Annotated in this window: 19 protein-coding genes and 1 tRNA gene; 13 read left to right on the forward strand and 7 right to left on the reverse strand. The window is 62.3% G+C overall.

Annotated elements, in window-relative coordinates; all coding sequences use genetic code 11:
• Window positions 1-60 precede the first annotated feature (60 nt).
• The 13 genes from HALKA_RS0108845 (at window position 61) to HALKA_RS20380 (ending at window position 8,510) form a co-directional block, all read left to right on the forward strand.
• Window positions 61-711 (forward strand): adenylate kinase, encoded by a 651-nt coding sequence (locus HALKA_RS0108845; protein ID WP_018257638.1) that lies wholly within the window; start codon window positions 61-63, stop codon window positions 709-711.
• Window positions 712-750: 39 nt separating this feature from the next.
• Window positions 751-1,662: a DUF106 domain-containing protein gene (locus HALKA_RS0108850; RefSeq protein WP_018257639.1), complete on the forward strand. Its 912-nt coding sequence runs from the start codon at window positions 751-753 to the stop codon at window positions 1,660-1,662.
• Window positions 1,663-1,721: 59 nt separating this feature from the next.
• On the forward strand, window positions 1,722-2,300 hold the full coding sequence (gene cmk, locus HALKA_RS0108855; RefSeq protein WP_018257640.1) for a (d)CMP kinase: 579 nt from the start codon (window positions 1,722-1,724) through the stop codon (window positions 2,298-2,300).
• A gap of 1 nt (window position 2,301) precedes the next feature.
• Complete coding sequence (locus HALKA_RS0108860; protein WP_018257641.1) at window positions 2,302-3,201, forward strand: RNA-guided pseudouridylation complex pseudouridine synthase subunit Cbf5; 900 nt, start codon at window positions 2,302-2,304, stop codon at window positions 3,199-3,201.
• 116 nt (window positions 3,202-3,317) lie between these two features.
• A tRNA-Pro gene (locus tag HALKA_RS0108865) sits at window positions 3,318-3,388 on the forward strand.
• A 110-nt stretch (window positions 3,389-3,498) separates the two neighbouring features.
• Complete coding sequence (locus HALKA_RS22455; RefSeq protein WP_169333100.1) at window positions 3,499-3,756, forward strand: DUF7563 family protein; 258 nt, start codon at window positions 3,499-3,501, stop codon at window positions 3,754-3,756.
• Window positions 3,753-3,950: a sigma factor-like helix-turn-helix DNA-binding protein gene (locus tag HALKA_RS0108875; protein WP_018257643.1), complete on the forward strand. Its 198-nt coding sequence runs from the start codon at window positions 3,753-3,755 to the stop codon at window positions 3,948-3,950. The genes HALKA_RS22455 and HALKA_RS0108875 overlap by 4 nt, the downstream gene beginning before the upstream one ends.
• Window positions 3,947-4,252, forward strand: a complete 306-nt coding sequence (locus tag HALKA_RS0108880; protein WP_018257644.1) for a hypothetical protein — start codon at window positions 3,947-3,949, stop codon at window positions 4,250-4,252. Before HALKA_RS0108875 ends, HALKA_RS0108880 begins: the two co-directional genes overlap by 4 nt.
• Entirely contained in the window at window positions 4,249-4,380 is a 132-nt protein-coding gene (locus tag HALKA_RS22115; RefSeq protein WP_018257645.1) for a hypothetical protein, read from the forward strand. The genes HALKA_RS0108880 and HALKA_RS22115 overlap by 4 nt, the downstream gene beginning before the upstream one ends.
• Window positions 4,380-4,898, forward strand: coding sequence for a DUF8129 domain-containing protein (locus HALKA_RS19945; protein ID WP_018257646.1), 519 nt, complete (start codon window positions 4,380-4,382; stop codon window positions 4,896-4,898). The genes HALKA_RS22115 and HALKA_RS19945 overlap by 1 nt, the downstream gene beginning before the upstream one ends.
• On the forward strand, window positions 4,895-6,580 hold the full coding sequence (locus tag HALKA_RS0108890; protein ID WP_018257647.1) for a MarR family transcriptional regulator: 1,686 nt from the start codon (window positions 4,895-4,897) through the stop codon (window positions 6,578-6,580). Before HALKA_RS19945 ends, HALKA_RS0108890 begins: the two co-directional genes overlap by 4 nt.
• A gap of 622 nt (window positions 6,581-7,202) precedes the next feature.
• The gene (locus tag HALKA_RS22360; RefSeq protein ID WP_169333101.1) at window positions 7,203-7,877 is read left to right on the forward strand and encodes a hypothetical protein; all 675 of its coding nucleotides are present in this window, start codon (window positions 7,203-7,205) and stop codon (window positions 7,875-7,877) included.
• 216 nt (window positions 7,878-8,093) lie between these two features.
• Window positions 8,094-8,510 carry a restriction endonuclease gene (locus tag HALKA_RS20380; RefSeq protein WP_281170699.1) on the forward strand — a complete coding sequence of 139 codons (417 nt, stop codon included), beginning with the start codon at window positions 8,094-8,096 and terminating at the stop codon, window positions 8,508-8,510.
• A 6-nt stretch (window positions 8,511-8,516) separates the two neighbouring features.
• On the opposite strand, the gene HALKA_RS19445 is transcribed toward HALKA_RS20380, so the two are convergent.
• The 7 genes from HALKA_RS19445 to HALKA_RS0108930 all read right to left on the reverse strand — a co-directional run bounded on the left by HALKA_RS19445 (window position 8,517) and on the right by HALKA_RS0108930 (window position 14,293).
• Window positions 8,517-8,927, reverse strand: a complete 411-nt coding sequence (locus HALKA_RS19445; protein WP_018257648.1) for a PD-(D/E)XK family putative nuclease — start codon at window positions 8,925-8,927, stop codon at window positions 8,517-8,519.
• Between the two features lie 342 nt (window positions 8,928-9,269).
• The gene (locus HALKA_RS0108905; RefSeq protein ID WP_018257650.1) at window positions 9,270-10,442 is read right to left on the reverse strand and encodes a hypothetical protein; all 1,173 of its coding nucleotides are present in this window, start codon (window positions 10,440-10,442) and stop codon (window positions 9,270-9,272) included.
• The gene (locus tag HALKA_RS0108910; RefSeq protein ID WP_018257651.1) at window positions 10,435-11,229 is read right to left on the reverse strand and encodes a hypothetical protein; all 795 of its coding nucleotides are present in this window, start codon (window positions 11,227-11,229) and stop codon (window positions 10,435-10,437) included. Before HALKA_RS0108910 ends, HALKA_RS0108905 begins: the two co-directional genes overlap by 8 nt.
• A complete protein-coding gene (locus HALKA_RS0108915; RefSeq protein WP_018257652.1) occupies window positions 11,230-11,817 on the reverse strand; it encodes a DUF8063 family protein in 588 nt (195 codons plus the stop codon). It lies immediately after the preceding gene.
• Between the two features lie 9 nt (window positions 11,818-11,826).
• Window positions 11,827-13,629, reverse strand: a complete 1,803-nt coding sequence (locus HALKA_RS21915; protein ID WP_018257653.1) for an Env/VP5 family phage fusion protein — start codon at window positions 13,627-13,629, stop codon at window positions 11,827-11,829.
• On the reverse strand, window positions 13,626-13,865 hold the full coding sequence (locus tag HALKA_RS0108925; RefSeq protein WP_018257654.1) for a hypothetical protein: 240 nt from the start codon (window positions 13,863-13,865) through the stop codon (window positions 13,626-13,628). Before HALKA_RS0108925 ends, HALKA_RS21915 begins: the two co-directional genes overlap by 4 nt.
• Window positions 13,862-14,293 (reverse strand): DUF8023 family protein, encoded by a 432-nt coding sequence (locus HALKA_RS0108930; RefSeq protein ID WP_018257655.1) that lies wholly within the window; start codon window positions 14,291-14,293, stop codon window positions 13,862-13,864. Before HALKA_RS0108930 ends, HALKA_RS0108925 begins: the two co-directional genes overlap by 4 nt.
• Window positions 14,294-14,388 lie beyond the last annotated feature (95 nt).

The raw sequence follows: 14,388 nt of genomic DNA on the forward strand, positions 1-14,388 counted from the left end.
TCGGTCGAGCCGTCGAACGGTTTGGACAATCATTTATTCCACCCCGAAGAATCGGTGGGTATGGCAGCACCACGAATCCTGATTCTGGGCCCGCCGGGTGCGGGCAAGGGCACGCAATCGAGCAACATCGCCGAGACCTACGGCGTCGAGCACGTCACGACCGGCGACGCGCTCCGTGGCAACAAGGAGATGGACATCTCCGACATGGACACGGAGTACGACACGCCTGGCGCGTACATGGACGCTGGCGACCTGGTCCCCGACAAAGTCGTCAACGCCATCGTCGACGAATCGCTCAGTCAGGCCGACGGCTTCGTCCTGGACGGCTACCCGCGCAACCTCGAACAGGCCGAGGAACTGGCAGACATGACCGACCTCGACGTGATCCTCTCGCTGTCGGTCGCTCGCAAGGAACTGGTCGACCGACTCACGGGCCGTCGGGTGTGTGACGACTGTGGCGCGAACTACCACGTCGAGTTCAGTCCGCCCGCGGAAGACGGCGTCTGTGACGACTGTGGCGGCGACCTGATCCAGCGCGACGACGACAACGAGGAGTCCGTGCGCAACCGACTGGACGTGTTCGACGAGAACACCCTGCCCGTCATCGATCACTACGAGGGCGACGACGCCTTCGTCGCCGTCGACGGCGAGCAGACCCCCGACGAGGTCTGGGCCGACATTCGGGACGCCATCGACGCGCGCGTCGAGTAAAACGTTGATAAGGGCTCGCCGCTGTAGAGTAGTACACGAATGGCACGTACCGCCCAGAAAGTAGAGTCGCTCGCCAGCGAGGGCGAGGACATGACCGACGCACTGGCGACCGTCCTCGCCGTCGCCGAGGAGCAGGGAACCGTCTCCTGGGCCGACGTGAGCGACGATCTCACGAGCGGTCAGTGGGGCCGGCTCATCGAGAAGGGGCTGCTGGTCGACGCCGACGGCGCGGGGTTCGTCCTCAGCGACCCCGACGGAATCCGCGACGCGCTCGGCGAAGACAGCGTCGAGACCGCCGCGGCCACCAGCGGCGACGGCGACGACGACGAGGGCGTCAACTGGACCAGTTACGACAAGGGCGCGGCCCTGGTCACCGTGGGCCTGTTCGCCGGCTACATGCAACAGGACGTGCGCGCACTCGTCGGCGGCACGATCGATATCCTGCTGGGGCCACTCAACGATCTGGTGCCCTTCTACGTCGTCATCCTCGTGCTGGCGATCATGACCGGTCTCTGGTCGACACTCCTCCAGGACAACCTCATGGATTCGGAAGTCATGGGGAAGTACCAGGAGAAGATGCAGGATCTGCAGGACCGCCGTGAGGCCGCCAAAGAGCGCGGCGACGACGAAGCCCTCGACGAGATCCAACAAGAGCAGATGGAGGCGATGGGCGACCAGCTGGGCATGTTCAAAGCCCAGTTCCGGCCGATGGTGTGGATCATGCTGCTGACGATCCCCGCCTTCCTCTGGATGTACTGGATGATCCGCGACGGCCACATCGAGGCCGCAGAGACCGTGATGGTGCTTCCGCTGGTGGGCGAGGTCTCGAACTGGCAACAGGGCGTCCTCGGGCCGCTCCAGGCCTGGATCCTCTGGTACTTCCTGTGCTCGCTCGGGTTCAGCCAGCTGCTCCGGAAGGCACTGAACGTCCAGACCTCGCCGACAGGGTAACCCCGCGAACGCGACCGGAAACAGACAGCCTCTTTATTCGCGCCCTCACCAGTCGATACATGTTGATCACCGTTTCCGGACCGGCGGGTAGCGGCAAGAGCACACTCGCCGCGAACCTCGCCGAGGAGCTCGGATACGACCACGTCAGCGGCGGCGACATCTTTCGCTCGCTGGCCGAGGAACGCGGCGTCTCGCTGGTCGAACTGAACCAGCAGGCCGAGTCCGACGACCAGATCGACCGCGACCTCGACCGGCGACTGCGCTCGACCGCTCGCGAGGAAGACGATCTCGTCCTCGAATCCCGGCTGGCCGGCTGGATGGCCGGCGACCACGCCGACCTGAAGCTGTGGCTCGATGCACCACTGGACGTGCGGGCCGAACGTATCGCCGACCGCGAGGAGAAGTCCGTCACCGAAGCCAGAGACGAGACGCAGGCCCGCGCCGAGAGCGAAGGGCTGCGCTACCAGGAGTACTACGGCATCGACATCGACGACCGATCGATCTACGACCTCTCGATCAACACCGCTCGCTGGGACGAAGGCGGCGTCCAGGAGCTCATCGTCGCCGCCGTCGACGCTTACGACCCGGACGGTGACGAGGGGAAAGCACCGACGGCCGGCGTCACCTACGAGTTCTGAGATGGTCCGCGACGCGCCCGAACACCGGTCGCCCGCCGATCTGCTCACCTTCGGCGTCGTCAACCTCGACAAGCCACCCGGCCCCTCCGCTCACCAGGTGGCCGCCTGGGTTCGAGACGCCGTCGACGACGCGCTCGACGCGGCCGGCGACGACCGGACGCTCGGACGCGTCGCACACGGCGGAACGCTCGACCCAAAGGTCACGGGCTGTCTCCCGATCTTGCTCGGCGACGCCGCCCGCGCGGCGCGCGTGTTCGACGACGCAGTCAAAGAGTACGTCACGATTCTCGAACTGCACGACCACGCACCGCCGGACTTCGACTCGATCGTCGCCGAGTTCGAGGGCGAGATCTACCAGAAGCCCCCGCGCAAGAGTGCCGTGAAACGACGGCTCCGCAGCCGGACGATCCACGCGCTGGACGTCCTCGAACGCCACGATCGCCGGGCGCTCCTGCGCGTCCGCTGTGGCTCTGGAACGTACGTCCGCAAGCTCTGTCACGATATCGGACTTGCACTCGGGACCGGCGCACACATGGGCGAACTCCGACGCACCGCGACCGGCGACTTCGACGATCGCGACCTCGTGACAATGGAAGACCTCGTCGACGCGCTGGCCGAGTGGGCCGACAACGACGACGAGACGTGGCTCCGCGAGACCGTCGCACCCGCGGAACGCGCCCTGGCCGGCTATCCCACGGTGACCATCGCACCCAGCGCCGCCCGCGAAGTGGCACACGGCGCACCGGTCTACGCACCCGGCGTGATCGAGACCGACGCCGAGCAGGGTGCCGACGTGTGCTGCGTGACACCCGACGGCGCGGCGGTGTGTCTGGGCAGACTGGTCGGCGACCCCGACGCCGACAGCGGCGTCGCCGTCGAACTCGAACGCGTCCTCGTCTAACGCTTCTGTAGGCGGCGACACCCGCCGCGACTCGACGCGCCCGACCGAGACGATGACTCCCACACGCAACGCCGAAGCGTAGCCCTTAATTAGTGGACCCTCCTCGTTCCGAGTGCGGGACCGTGGGGTAGTGGTATCCTCTGCCGATGGGGTCGGTAGGACCTGAGTTCGAATCTCGGCGGTCCCACTCCAAGTTTTCCCGGATCAAAATTACTGGCGGCTTGGATCTTCTGAATCCAAATTCCGGGTAGAAAACGAGTGGTCTAAACACCCTCGTTTAAGTGTGGGGTGGTCCGCGTGATCCGACTCCCCGAGAGCCGGATCGACAAGACGACCTGTCAGCATTGTGGGACTCACGTCTCGCGGGATTTCCGGCGGACCTTCGGCGATGAAGACGACATCGCCCACCGCTGTGCAGCCTGTGACTGCATGGCCCGGCTTTCAGCCGGGAGTGCAGCCGGGAAGAGCGTCTCGAAGGCTGACCCGGCGGAGCATCCGAACCGGAATCGAGGCCAGCGCACGGATGCGCGCGCCGACGGGGGTGAGTCGCTGTGAGGTATCAGTCGGATCTGTTCGAGTACGAGGAAGACCTGTCCCCCCTCACCGACGCCCAGCGAGAGGTGTACGAAGCTGTCGAGCAGGATGGCTACGGCGTTCGGGAGTACGCCCGCAAGACTGGCCGGTCGAAAGGGACAGTCGGAAACCTGCTTCGGCGGGCTCGTCGACGACTGGGGGGTGATGAGGCGTGAGTGAGACGATCCTCGATCGATTCGTCTCCAAGGTCTCGCAGTCGGTAACGGAGATCGTCGTGGCGTACCTGCTGGCGTTCATCGCGGGTGGTGACTCACTGCAGCTCGCGAAGATCGTGCTGGCGATCAAGCTGAACGTGTTCGCGCTGCCGCTGTCGTGGACGCCCGCGCTCCGGCTGCCGCTGTGGTGCTGGTACGTCACCGCCGTCCTGTGGCTTCGTCAGTGGCTGCTGCTGTCGGGCTACAGCACGTCAGAGGCAGTCGGACAGGTCGAGCGCTACGTCGGGGGTGAGACGGCGTGACCGAGTTCGTCCGAGCGTCTCGCCTGTACGACGTTGAGGCAGGCACTCCTCTCGGCTTCGGCTGGGCGGCGATGCGGCCCCTCGCCGAGAATCGCCAGTCGACAAAGCAGTACCGGGAGGGACAGTAATGCCGTCGACGAACCAGAGCGCCAACGATCGCGACCGCGAGACCTTCCCTAAGATCCGCGACGACGTTGGTGAAGATCCCGCTCGGTGGCTCGACTGGGAGATACTCGGCATCAACGACCGCGAGCAACTCGTTCGCACGCGAATCGACTCCATTGACAGCCTGGAAGCGATCCGGGCGTGGATCGGCGTCGAGCGGGCGCTCGGTCGGGGTGACGGCGGCGGTCCTCGCAAGGGGATCATCAACGCGCTCGAACAGCGCGAACGACGCCTCGACGAGATCGGCGAGCGACCCAACCGCCTCCAGCAGCGCGACGGCCCTCGCGATCTCGCGCCCGTCGAGTGCTCGTATCCTGATCGCGACGATATCGACGCGGCCAGCGATCGAAGGACGTACAGCCCGACACGAGCTTTCGGGCCGCTTCGGGAGCGGTACCCGCATCTGTTCGAGGACGGTCACAGCGCCGACGAGAGCGGCCAGACGGGCGCTGTCGCAACCGACGGGGGGAGCGGCGAATGAGTACCGATCCGCTGAACCCGGCCGGCGACGATCACATTCGCTTCGACGATGTCGCCAGCGGGTACGAGACTACCGCGATGCCGAAGCCCGTCGCCCACGGAGCTGCGATTCAGAACGTGCTGGCTGATCTCTCTCCGAGTGACCAGGACGCCACGCCGAACGAGCGTGAGACCCTGTACGCGACCGCCGTCGACTACTGGCGGGCGAACATCGCGAACCGCGATGTCGAGCCGTACATCGCCGAGCGCGGCGTCGAAGACCGCTTCGACTGGGTGCCGAACGACGGCCACGAGTACGGCTTCGTCGTCCGGTCGAGCAAGTGGATGGCCGGCACCGAGACCGGCGGCGACTATCGACCGTACTACCAGCAAGACGTACTGCTCCGGCGGATCGTCGATGATGATGACGCTGGCCTGTCGCTCGAACCCGGCCCGGTCTCGCTCCGGGTCGAGATCATGCCTCAGTACCGTGATCTCGTCTATCAGAACTCGCGGGACCCACTGCCATGTCCGTACGGCGAGGGTACCCGACTCCAGATGTGGACCACGTGGGCCGAAGAGGCCGAGGAAGTCGAGCAGCGCGCCTATGACGCCCTCGTGGCCGTCTACGGGAGCGACGCCCTGAACGTCGGGCGTGATCGCGTCGACGAGTCTCGCCGCATCGCCAAAGCAGAGACGCACATCCGCTTCGACGTGGACAAGAAGCCTCGCGTCGTCGAGGCCCTGGAGAACTCGAAGGACCTGATTGCGTGGGGTGGACATTCCGAAATCGAGGCTGGCCAGCAACGCGATCGAGAAGGCTGGAGCGAGGTGTCAGTCGAGTCCGACCGCTGGGACCTGCTGGGCTTCGACGGCACGGAGTACGGCGTTCACGCGAAGATCTATCAGGCTCAGGACTGGCACAAGCGTCCGGAGTCCGATTACTACCGACACCCGAAGTTCGAGGCCGCCTATGCCGGCGTTGATCGGGGCGCGAACCCCCACGTCGACGACTGGGACGACGTGATGACCCACCTTCGGACGATCGTCGCCACCCACGCCTACTGGGGTGGTCTCGACCGAGCTGATCACGTCGAAGACGACTACTTCGACGGGGCCTTCGCCGAACAGTTCGAGTTCGAGCGTCCCATTGGTCGGCGTGAGATGCTCCGGCGACGGTATCAGGATCTCGCCACCGAGGTGTACCGAGAGGCACTGAAAGAGTCGACGGACGCCGTCTACGACATTCTGAAGGTGGTCGCGAGAGCGGACGGTGCGACCTACGATCACTTGGAGCAAGAAACCGGGCTGGCCCGCTCGACGATCCGCTACCACGTTGCCCGGCTGGCCGAGAACGGCGTAGTCGCCCGGCGCGGGAATCCGGTGCTGGTCACCTTCGTGAGCAAGGATCTCTGGAAGCGCGCCACGGAGATCCTGGCGAAAGCGAACCCCGACGACACGCAAGAAGACCTTGCAGAGCGCGCCCAAGAGCGTCGAGAACGCCGTGAGGAACGCGACGAGCCCGACGACACCGAGGAGGGTGGCGACGCTGACGACACTGACGGCGACGCCTCGACCCGCACCGAGTGGCTGTATCTCGATGAATGGGGAAGCGTCGACGAGCTAATCGGTGAGCTGACCTATGGCGATCGGACGCCCCGCGACGTGCGTGTCCGTGATCTGAGCGAGCCTGCACCGGGCTAAACTGGGCTCGCGCGCCGGTTGCTGGTCGTGCGGATAGCTACTTCTCTCGCGTTTCAGACCTTCTTACGCTGTCTTCCGTCACTCATTCTTACAGAACCGACGCCAGTGTGTCTTCGACCGGTTCGTTCGGGCCGTCGAGACGGGGTGACCGCCTCGATCGAGGCGAGTTCCACCCAGTTTTTCGCCGAGCGCCTCGCTCGTTCAGATACCGAATCGCCCGTGAACGGGTGCTTCTCACCTCGAAAACGGCGGTCTCGCGGGCCGGGCCGTCCGCGCAAGTTGCCGGGTCCCCCTACGGCGGTGCCTGTAGGCAGGGCCACCAAGTGCGGGGCGCGCAGAACGCGCGCCCCTTCCCGCACCGCCACCGCAAATGGTGTTCGGGCGTCTGACCGGCGTGTACGTGCTGCCTACGGGGTATAGACTTCCCCCAGACCCTGACAACCAGCCTTGCCAGAACCGTCTACGAGGGGGTGAGAAGTCCTATGGAGATGACCACATCGGTAACTACACTGTATAGCATTGCTATCAGGGAGTAGAACAGTCGACAACCGAAATATAAAATTTGTTGATGCTTTCGGCTACTTTTATCACAATACGTCAGCTGTGACAGTACAACGTACTTATGGGGACATTCGGCGATCAATATGTCGTAGGAGAGGAATACCGCAACTCAACAGAGATTGAAACAAATCAGTACCACAAGTGGTTGAACGCTCCTTTAGATGGTGGTATCAATCCGCAAATGGGGATCGGAAGGCTTGAAAACCAAATCACTGGAGAGCGTGAATTTCTCATTTTCTACTCATCTGACGGCCAATCTATGCGGCACGATCCGTGGGACGATATCATAAATATGGAAGACGGGGTTGCACATTTTTGGGGCGACTCTAAGGCCGGAGACGGACCAGATCCGTTAGAACGTCCTGGGAACGCTCTGGTGAAAGAGGAGTACTGTACGAACTATGCTCAGAATAGGCGATCCAATGCTGCTCCCGTACTACTGTTTCAAAAAGAGCGACCGGGATATGTGACATTCAAAGGACTTTGTCTCATATCTGGTCTAAATCTTAAGCGGCACAAAGATGGAGACGAGACTGTTGTCAATTATCGAATCGACCTCGACATTCTTGATGCTGATGCTGTCGACTTAGAGTGGATACATCGGGCCGTGTTTAGACGCTCCTCAACCGGCGAGTCACGGGCCGTTGCGGTTGATCTAAAACCTGTCCTGAGTGCCTCATCGTGTCGATCTGTTCGCGGAGCATACGCTGCAAGAGCCGATTTGTACTGCGTCTAAACAAGGCCGATACATCGTAAAGCTCGAACGGGTGTCGATAACGGTGGGCCTGAAGCGTGGAACCACTGGGTAGATACTGGCACCGTCCGTCGATACTCGGTATATAAAGACCGTATCCGGTCAGCGGATGCTCAGAAGCCCGAAGGGAAGGTATCGGATCTTCATTCAGATATTCGATCTCGGCTCGATGGGTCAAATACTGAAAGAGGAGAAAAGCTGGAAAGGCTGTTAAAAAAGATGCTCAGCAGCATGGACAATATATCGCAGGTCGAGCTCACCCCCAGTAGTGGAGACAAAGGTGTTGATTTGACAGGCAAAATCGATCTGGTAACGGAAGCTCAATTGACGGAACCAAATACAAAAATCGCGTTCAAAGCACAGGTTAAGAATAAATCTGGCAGCGTTGGAGGGCGTGAAATTAGCCGTCTGGCGTCGCGAGTCGACGATGGAGAAATTGGACTGTTTTTCACGATGTCATACTATACTCAAAAAGCCCAACAAGAAAATATCTCGACATATCCAGTACGACTCTTTTCGGGGAAAGATATTGTTGAGCTACTGGCTCAGACGGACTTAGCAAGTAGAGAACGACTAAATGATGCTGTTGTTGATGAAATCAACAGTTCTGTATAGATCTGTTTATTTATAAGCACTAACTCTCGGCCTGTCAAGTTGGTGCAGCTCGGAGATGCCGATTTTCGATTGGCGAGCCTCACGATGCTCTCCCCCACCGTGCCAGTGTAACTTCGGCAGTCTTGAGGAGTGACGCATCTCCCACTGTAGGACTTCGATACCACGCCCACGAATCCGATACACCGCAAACACGTACCACCCGTTCGCAGCACGGAGCTGCTCGTGGTACTGATCGTAGAGCTTGAACGTGCCGGGCTGCCCGTCGCTGTGGCGATGCATCGCAGCCTTGATCTCGACCGGCGTGCCGTCCGGTCGCTTCGCGTCGTGCCAGCTACACCGATCGAGTTCTAGTCCGTACCGCTCGGCGGCTTGGCGCTCGACGAGGGTGCCGTAGTGATTCGCGCGATGGCTGGGCATTACGCTGTGCTCCGGTTTGCTCGCCATTTCAGCAGGATCGAGTGACCGAGCGCGACCAGCAGTACGGAACTGCACAGGAACCCGAGTCCGGCTGATCCCGACTGGTCGAAGACGATCGCGCCGAGGAGTATTCCGGACAGCCACGTGAGCCACATCTGGATTGGATCGACCGCTTGGCTCATTTTGTTGCCTCGCGTGCGTCATATATAGATACTCCTCCGGGTTGTTGTCGGCCGTTGCCCATGGCTGGCGTGCGCTTGCAGGCAGCGAGCACGCCATGGGCCAAGCGTAGGAGTACGCCAGGGGGTTGGTTGTTGTTGGTTTGCCCGAATACCGCCGCTGTCATGCGGTTAGTCCCTCCACGTCGCCAACCACGTTGCGATGGTCGCCGTCGTGCTGGTACTCGTTCCAGCGTTGTCGGACCCATTCGGCGCTGTAGGGAACGAAATCGGCAATTTCGTGGTTTGGTTTCTCCGGATTTGCCTCCTTGGCGGTGATGACGGTGTAGACGGCGAGCTTCCGTGAGAGGTCGGCGGGATCGACTTCGTCGCCGTCTTCCTCGCCGCCTGACCACGACCACGTGGTTGGCTCCTTGTCGTCGTATCGCCAGTCCGTTTCGGGGATTCCCGACACGGAGAAGATCTCGTTCACGCCCGAGCGGCCCTTCACGTCCTCGTAGAAGGTCGCCTCCTTCAGCCCCTCCTTGTGGACGCACACCGCCAGTTCACGAACCAGCGGATGCACGTCGCGGCCGTCGTGGCCGATGACGATCAACGAGCCGCCGTACTTCCGGATCTTGTAGGTGAGCGGTCCGAGCTTCGTCTTCGTGTCGTAGCCGTCCTTGCCGCTGCCGCCAGCGTTGCTCGATGCCTCGTCGAAGATGAACAGCTTCGGAGTCTGGGTGTTGTGCATCGGATCGCCGTCTTGTTTCAGCCACTCGTTCAGCTCGCCGTAGTTCGCCAGCCAGCCGTCCCGCCGATCTCCGTCGTCGTCGAGCCACGTGTCGGTTTCTTGGAGGGTGCGGATGTTCGAGGCGACGAGGCCGTCGGGGTGCTGCTCCTTCCAGAGTTGGCCGAGTAGACAGGCGAAGTTCGACTTCCCGGTACCGGGTTCGGCCCACTCGTAGAACATCGGCGCTGGCCCTGTCATCTGTGCGCGGAGCTGGTCGATCGCCTTGATTCCGGAGATGTCCGCACGCTGTCCGGCGTCGCCGGTGAAGTGCTTGAGCGACTGCATGTCGCCGTTTTCCAGGGCACGACGAGCCGTCTCGGTGCCTTCGATCCGGACGATATCCCGGACGTGCTGGAGATCCTTTGCCTGACCGGGCATCTTCGCCGGCCGGTCGCAGCGCTGTGGATCGTAGTGCGTTTCGAGGATCGAGAGATAGCGCGATAGTTTCTCGTCGCGAACGATCCCGGCGTGTGCGTGGGTCTCGTCTGGCTCGCGCTGGCCGTAGCCGTCCTGGTACTCGCGGAACTGTGCCGGGGTGTAGAGGTCGCTGTTGTCCTCAGTCATCGTTCATCTGGGGGTTCTGGTTCGGTTGGTCGGGAACCGATACGTCGGCGGGCCCATCGCCCACGGCGGCGTCGGCGGTGGGGTCGTGGTCGTCGAGATCGTGGATGGTGGGGGCGTCGTCGAAGTCTTCGCCGTCGTCGACGAGGTCGCCGAAGGTGTCCTTGGCAGCGGTCTTCTGGATCATCTGGCCGCGTTCGTTCGCTTCGCTCTCGGCGGTGACGAGCTTCTTCTGGAGTTCCACGGCACCACGGGACCACCGCCCGCGGATGGCAGCGAGTTCCTCGGCGCGATCGATGAGCCAGCCGTGGATGTCTTCCATCTGCTTCTTGCTGGTCATGAGCTGGGTGTCCTGGCAGCCTTCGAGCCAGACACCCTGAACCCGAACCTGTTCGATGTCGTCGAGGTACTCGTACTCCCGAACGGCCCAGGCGCTGCCGCCGTTGATCGGGTACGGATCTGGCCCTTCGATCTCCTTCTCGCGCCAGAGTTGTGGCGGGACGTAGTGCTTCTGGACGGTGTCTTCGGCCGCGTTGACGTGGTGAACCTCGATCCAGTTGCGGTTCCGGAGCCACCGGGCGATCTTCGCGCCCACGAGGTAGCACGGAACGCCGAGCAGGAGCCAGCCGACGAGGACGCCAGCGATCCAGACCGGCGGCGTCGGGAGCTGTGGCTGGTAGTAGATCACCAGCCCGACCGCGCCGAGGATCATGCCCGTGACGAGCAGCTTGTACTCGCCGAGGAGCCACGTCAGTCGGTCCCGGTTCGTCTGGAAGGTCGGGGCGGGCATTCAGGCCACCTCCGGCCGGCCGTTCTCGCGGCGGATCACGTTGTAGCCGGCGATGGCCATCCAGACGAAGGCGATCGCCGCGCCAGCGAGCCACGCCTGGAGTGACGACAGTGCGCGGAGGATATCGAGCCCGCCGCCGGAGGGTTGCTCGACGATTTCGGAGTACAGCCGGGTGTTCTCGGTGGAGATAGCGACGCCAACCCAGCCGTCGACTTCGGTGACGGGAATCTCGATCGTTGCTGTCTCACCAGCGCGGAAGGGCTCAGTGGTGACGGGCACCTTCCCGCCCTGTCGGAACCGGCCGCCGTCGGAGAAGGTGAGTGTCTGGACGGTCTTCGAGCGGATGGTCAGCAGCGCGACGCTCTCGTTCGCGCGGTATTCGGAATCGACCAGTACCGTGTTCTCGTCAATCCGCGTGGTGTCGGTCGGCGTGGTATCCGAGTCCTGGGCGGTAGGCTGGGGACTCGGGGTGTCGGCTGTCGGAGTGTTTCCAGCGGCCGCCGCCGGCCCCATCGGTGTGGCGCTGATCGGGCCGGCGACGATCGCGAGCGAGACGACTGCCAGCGTCACGAGTGTCAGAAAGCGCATGGTGAGTGGTTAGGAGTTGCCCAGCAGTGCAGCGCCGGCCAGCGCGGCCAGCGCGAGCAGTGCGACCGTCTGGTTGATCGAGCCGCCGCCGAGGAAGCCACCACCGCCACCGCCGCCCAACTCCTGTTCACGAGCCTCCCACTGTGCGCGCTCGTAAGCGAGGTTCTCGTACAACTGGGCGAGTTGGGTCGTGTTCACGTCGGCGGTCTTGTACACTGTTTTCTCGATGGTGACGTTTTGGCGACGCTCACCGTCGGTCGTGCGGATCTCGCTGATGCTAAAGTTGGTCGTTAGCTCTACGGTCCGCTCGTCGGTGACGACCCACTGAGTGCCGCCGATCGCGCTGGGATCGTAGGTCATGTTCGTCTCAAACTGGCCGCTGGCGGGGTTGGTTTGGGACATGAGCACGCCGCGATATTCAGATCCGTCCTCGGTTGTAACGACCATGTACCCCGTGGAATCCAGCGTTTCAGGGCTGTTTGCCCCCATCATGGTCAGTTTGCTGGCGGCCCAGCCCTGGTAATTGTCGCCAGCACTGAACTCTTGTCCGTAGAGGTAGGGATCGATCAAGTCTGAGTTGTTGATTTCGCCGGCCTGATAGGAGTCGTAGGTGTTGTTGACGAGCACGTCCATATCGGACTGGACAGCGTCGTTTTGGGTCTTGATCTGTTGCCAACTCTCGACGTATTGAGAGTTGTCATGCACAAGGTGTGGATCGTGGCTGTCAGTCGGTGCCCCGACTTCGAATCCGTGGAAGCGATAATATTTCTCGAAGGCGATTTCGTATCGGTTGAGTCCGAGCGTGGTATCAAAGGCATCGCCACCACCAAAACTGCCAGACACATCGATACCAGTGACAGTTACGCTGGATCCGTTCACCAACTGCATGGATATCTGTGAGTATCCATCATGAGTGGCTGGAGTTTCCCAGGCCCCATAGTTCGTCTCGTCAACGTGATGGATGTAGGACGCACTAATCCCGCTCTCGTTATCGACGACACGCCTATGATGGCGGACATTAGCAATGGAGATATCCCACTGCTTAGCGAGGTTGATCTGGATCTTAGCGTAGTGGTCTGCGATGGCCTGCTTCCCAGCGGCACGGGTGGCGGCTTTGCTGGAGCCGTTGTTGAGCGCCCTAATCTGGGCGTTTTGGCCGGCGATACGGGCCTGCGTTTTGGCTCCTTCTAATCTGTTAGCGGCAAAGGTGTGGGTTACCTCAGCGGACGCCTGTTGATCGAGCGCACGCTGGTAGATGTCCTGTTTGATCTGCTTGGCGTCGGTGTTGGTCGTGTTGATCGAATTTGACGAGACCGGTGCCGTGCAGTCGTATTGTGTATAGTCTGTCGACAGCAGCCGTCCGAGCTTCTGGACGTAATCACAGGTCAGATCCTTGTCGTTGCCGGTGCCGCCGGTCACATCGTACCGGTCCGGCACGAGTGTGCGACCGCCGTAGACAGCAGTCTCGACATCGCCAGCCCCCTCACCCTCGACAGTCGCGTTAAGCTCCTCATAAACACTATTGTGGAAGCCCAGGCCGTCTGATTGGGTGGTGTCGACGGTCTCCCGAGCGAGAATAGTCCTGCCCGATCCGGGGGTACCGCGGGTAGACCAGGTGACTGTCACGGACCCACTCATGTTGGTGGTGTCGACGACGGCGATTGGATCAGCGCCCTGGAAGGTGTACGTCTGCTTGTCAGTCGTGTCGGTCGGGGTGTCGGTCTGGGTGCTGGTGGCCGTCTGGGCGAGGCCGGCCGGGGCGATGGCCGACGAGACGAGGAGGACGGCGATCAGGACCGCGCCGCGGTTCATGGGTCGCCCCCGTCAGTAGCGACGGCTGGAGCGTCGCCGGTCGCGTCGTCGAGCTGGTCGTCGTCGGTGTCCTTCGTGCGGACGTGGTGGGCGGCGACGACGGCGGCGGCGAAGATCGTCGGGACGACGACGGGGAAGGGCTGACCGACGACAGCGGCGGCGATCGTCGAGGCGGAGACGCCGATAGTGCCGAGCAGGCCGTAGCCGAGGAGTGTATCGAGCCTCACGAGGATCACCCCATGTAGCTGATGACGTAGTAGCCCGAGGCCTCGACGGCGACGACGACGAGCCCGAACGCGGCGGTGCCGGCGATGACTTCCTGCGCGCCGAGGATGTTCAGCCCGGTCACGAGGACGAGCAGGGCCGTTCCGACGGCGAGGTACGTCTCGACCGGTGCCTCGCCGCGGGCGATGTTCGCCAGATCGGTGTCGATCTCGTAGGACTTCCCGCTGGAGCGGTTCACGCGATTCGTCGCGTAGGCTCCGAACAGTGACACCAGCGTCAGCAGGAACGCGAAGGTGATCTCCGTTCCCTGCCCGGTCCACACCGCCGCGCCTAGGTCGTTCCCGAGGATGTTGATCGTCGCGATTCCGTTCGTCACGAACGCACTGGCGGCGAAGATCGTGCCGAACAGCGCGTCTTCGATGTCGATCTTTCCGTACATAGTCGAGTTCGGCCGCGCTCGCGACCGATGCTCGACCCCGTTCGTCTGACCGCAATAGTTCTCAGGAAAATGGGGGACGTGGGGCGACGGCGTAT

This window comes from Halomicrobium katesii DSM 19301 (assembly GCF_000379085.1).
GTDB lineage: Archaea > Halobacteriota > Halobacteria > Halobacteriales > Haloarculaceae > Halomicrobium > Halomicrobium katesii.

Bases quoted from the DNA above. Each gene is read 5' to 3' on its own strand.
- HALKA_RS0108845 (WP_018257638.1), top strand. From the start codon at position 61: ATGGCAGCACCACGAATCCTGATTCTGGGCCCGCCGGGTGCGGGCAAG.
- HALKA_RS0108850 (WP_018257639.1), top strand. From the start codon at position 751: ATGGCACGTACCGCCCAGAAAGTAGAGTCGCTCGCCAGCGAGGGCGAG.
- cmk (WP_018257640.1), top strand. From the start codon at position 1,722: ATGTTGATCACCGTTTCCGGACCGGCGGGTAGCGGCAAGAGCACACTC.
- HALKA_RS0108860 (WP_018257641.1), top strand. From the start codon at position 2,302: ATGGTCCGCGACGCGCCCGAACACCGGTCGCCCGCCGATCTGCTCACC.
- HALKA_RS19945 (WP_018257646.1), top strand. From the start codon at position 4,380: ATGCCGTCGACGAACCAGAGCGCCAACGATCGCGACCGCGAGACCTTC.
- HALKA_RS0108890 (WP_018257647.1), top strand. From the start codon at position 4,895: ATGAGTACCGATCCGCTGAACCCGGCCGGCGACGATCACATTCGCTTC.
- HALKA_RS22360 (WP_169333101.1), top strand. From the start codon at position 7,203: ATGGGGACATTCGGCGATCAATATGTCGTAGGAGAGGAATACCGCAAC.
- HALKA_RS19445 (WP_018257648.1), bottom strand. From the start codon at position 8,927: ATGCCCAGCCATCGCGCGAATCACTACGGCACCCTCGTCGAGCGCCAA.
- HALKA_RS0108905 (WP_018257650.1), bottom strand. From the start codon at position 10,442: ATGACTGAGGACAACAGCGACCTCTACACCCCGGCACAGTTCCGCGAG.
- HALKA_RS0108910 (WP_018257651.1), bottom strand. From the start codon at position 11,229: ATGCCCGCCCCGACCTTCCAGACGAACCGGGACCGACTGACGTGGCTC.
- HALKA_RS0108915 (WP_018257652.1), bottom strand. From the start codon at position 11,817: ATGCGCTTTCTGACACTCGTGACGCTGGCAGTCGTCTCGCTCGCGATC.
- HALKA_RS21915 (WP_018257653.1), bottom strand. From the start codon at position 13,629: ATGAACCGCGGCGCGGTCCTGATCGCCGTCCTCCTCGTCTCGTCGGCC.
- HALKA_RS0108930 (WP_018257655.1), bottom strand. From the start codon at position 14,293: ATGTACGGAAAGATCGACATCGAAGACGCGCTGTTCGGCACGATCTTC.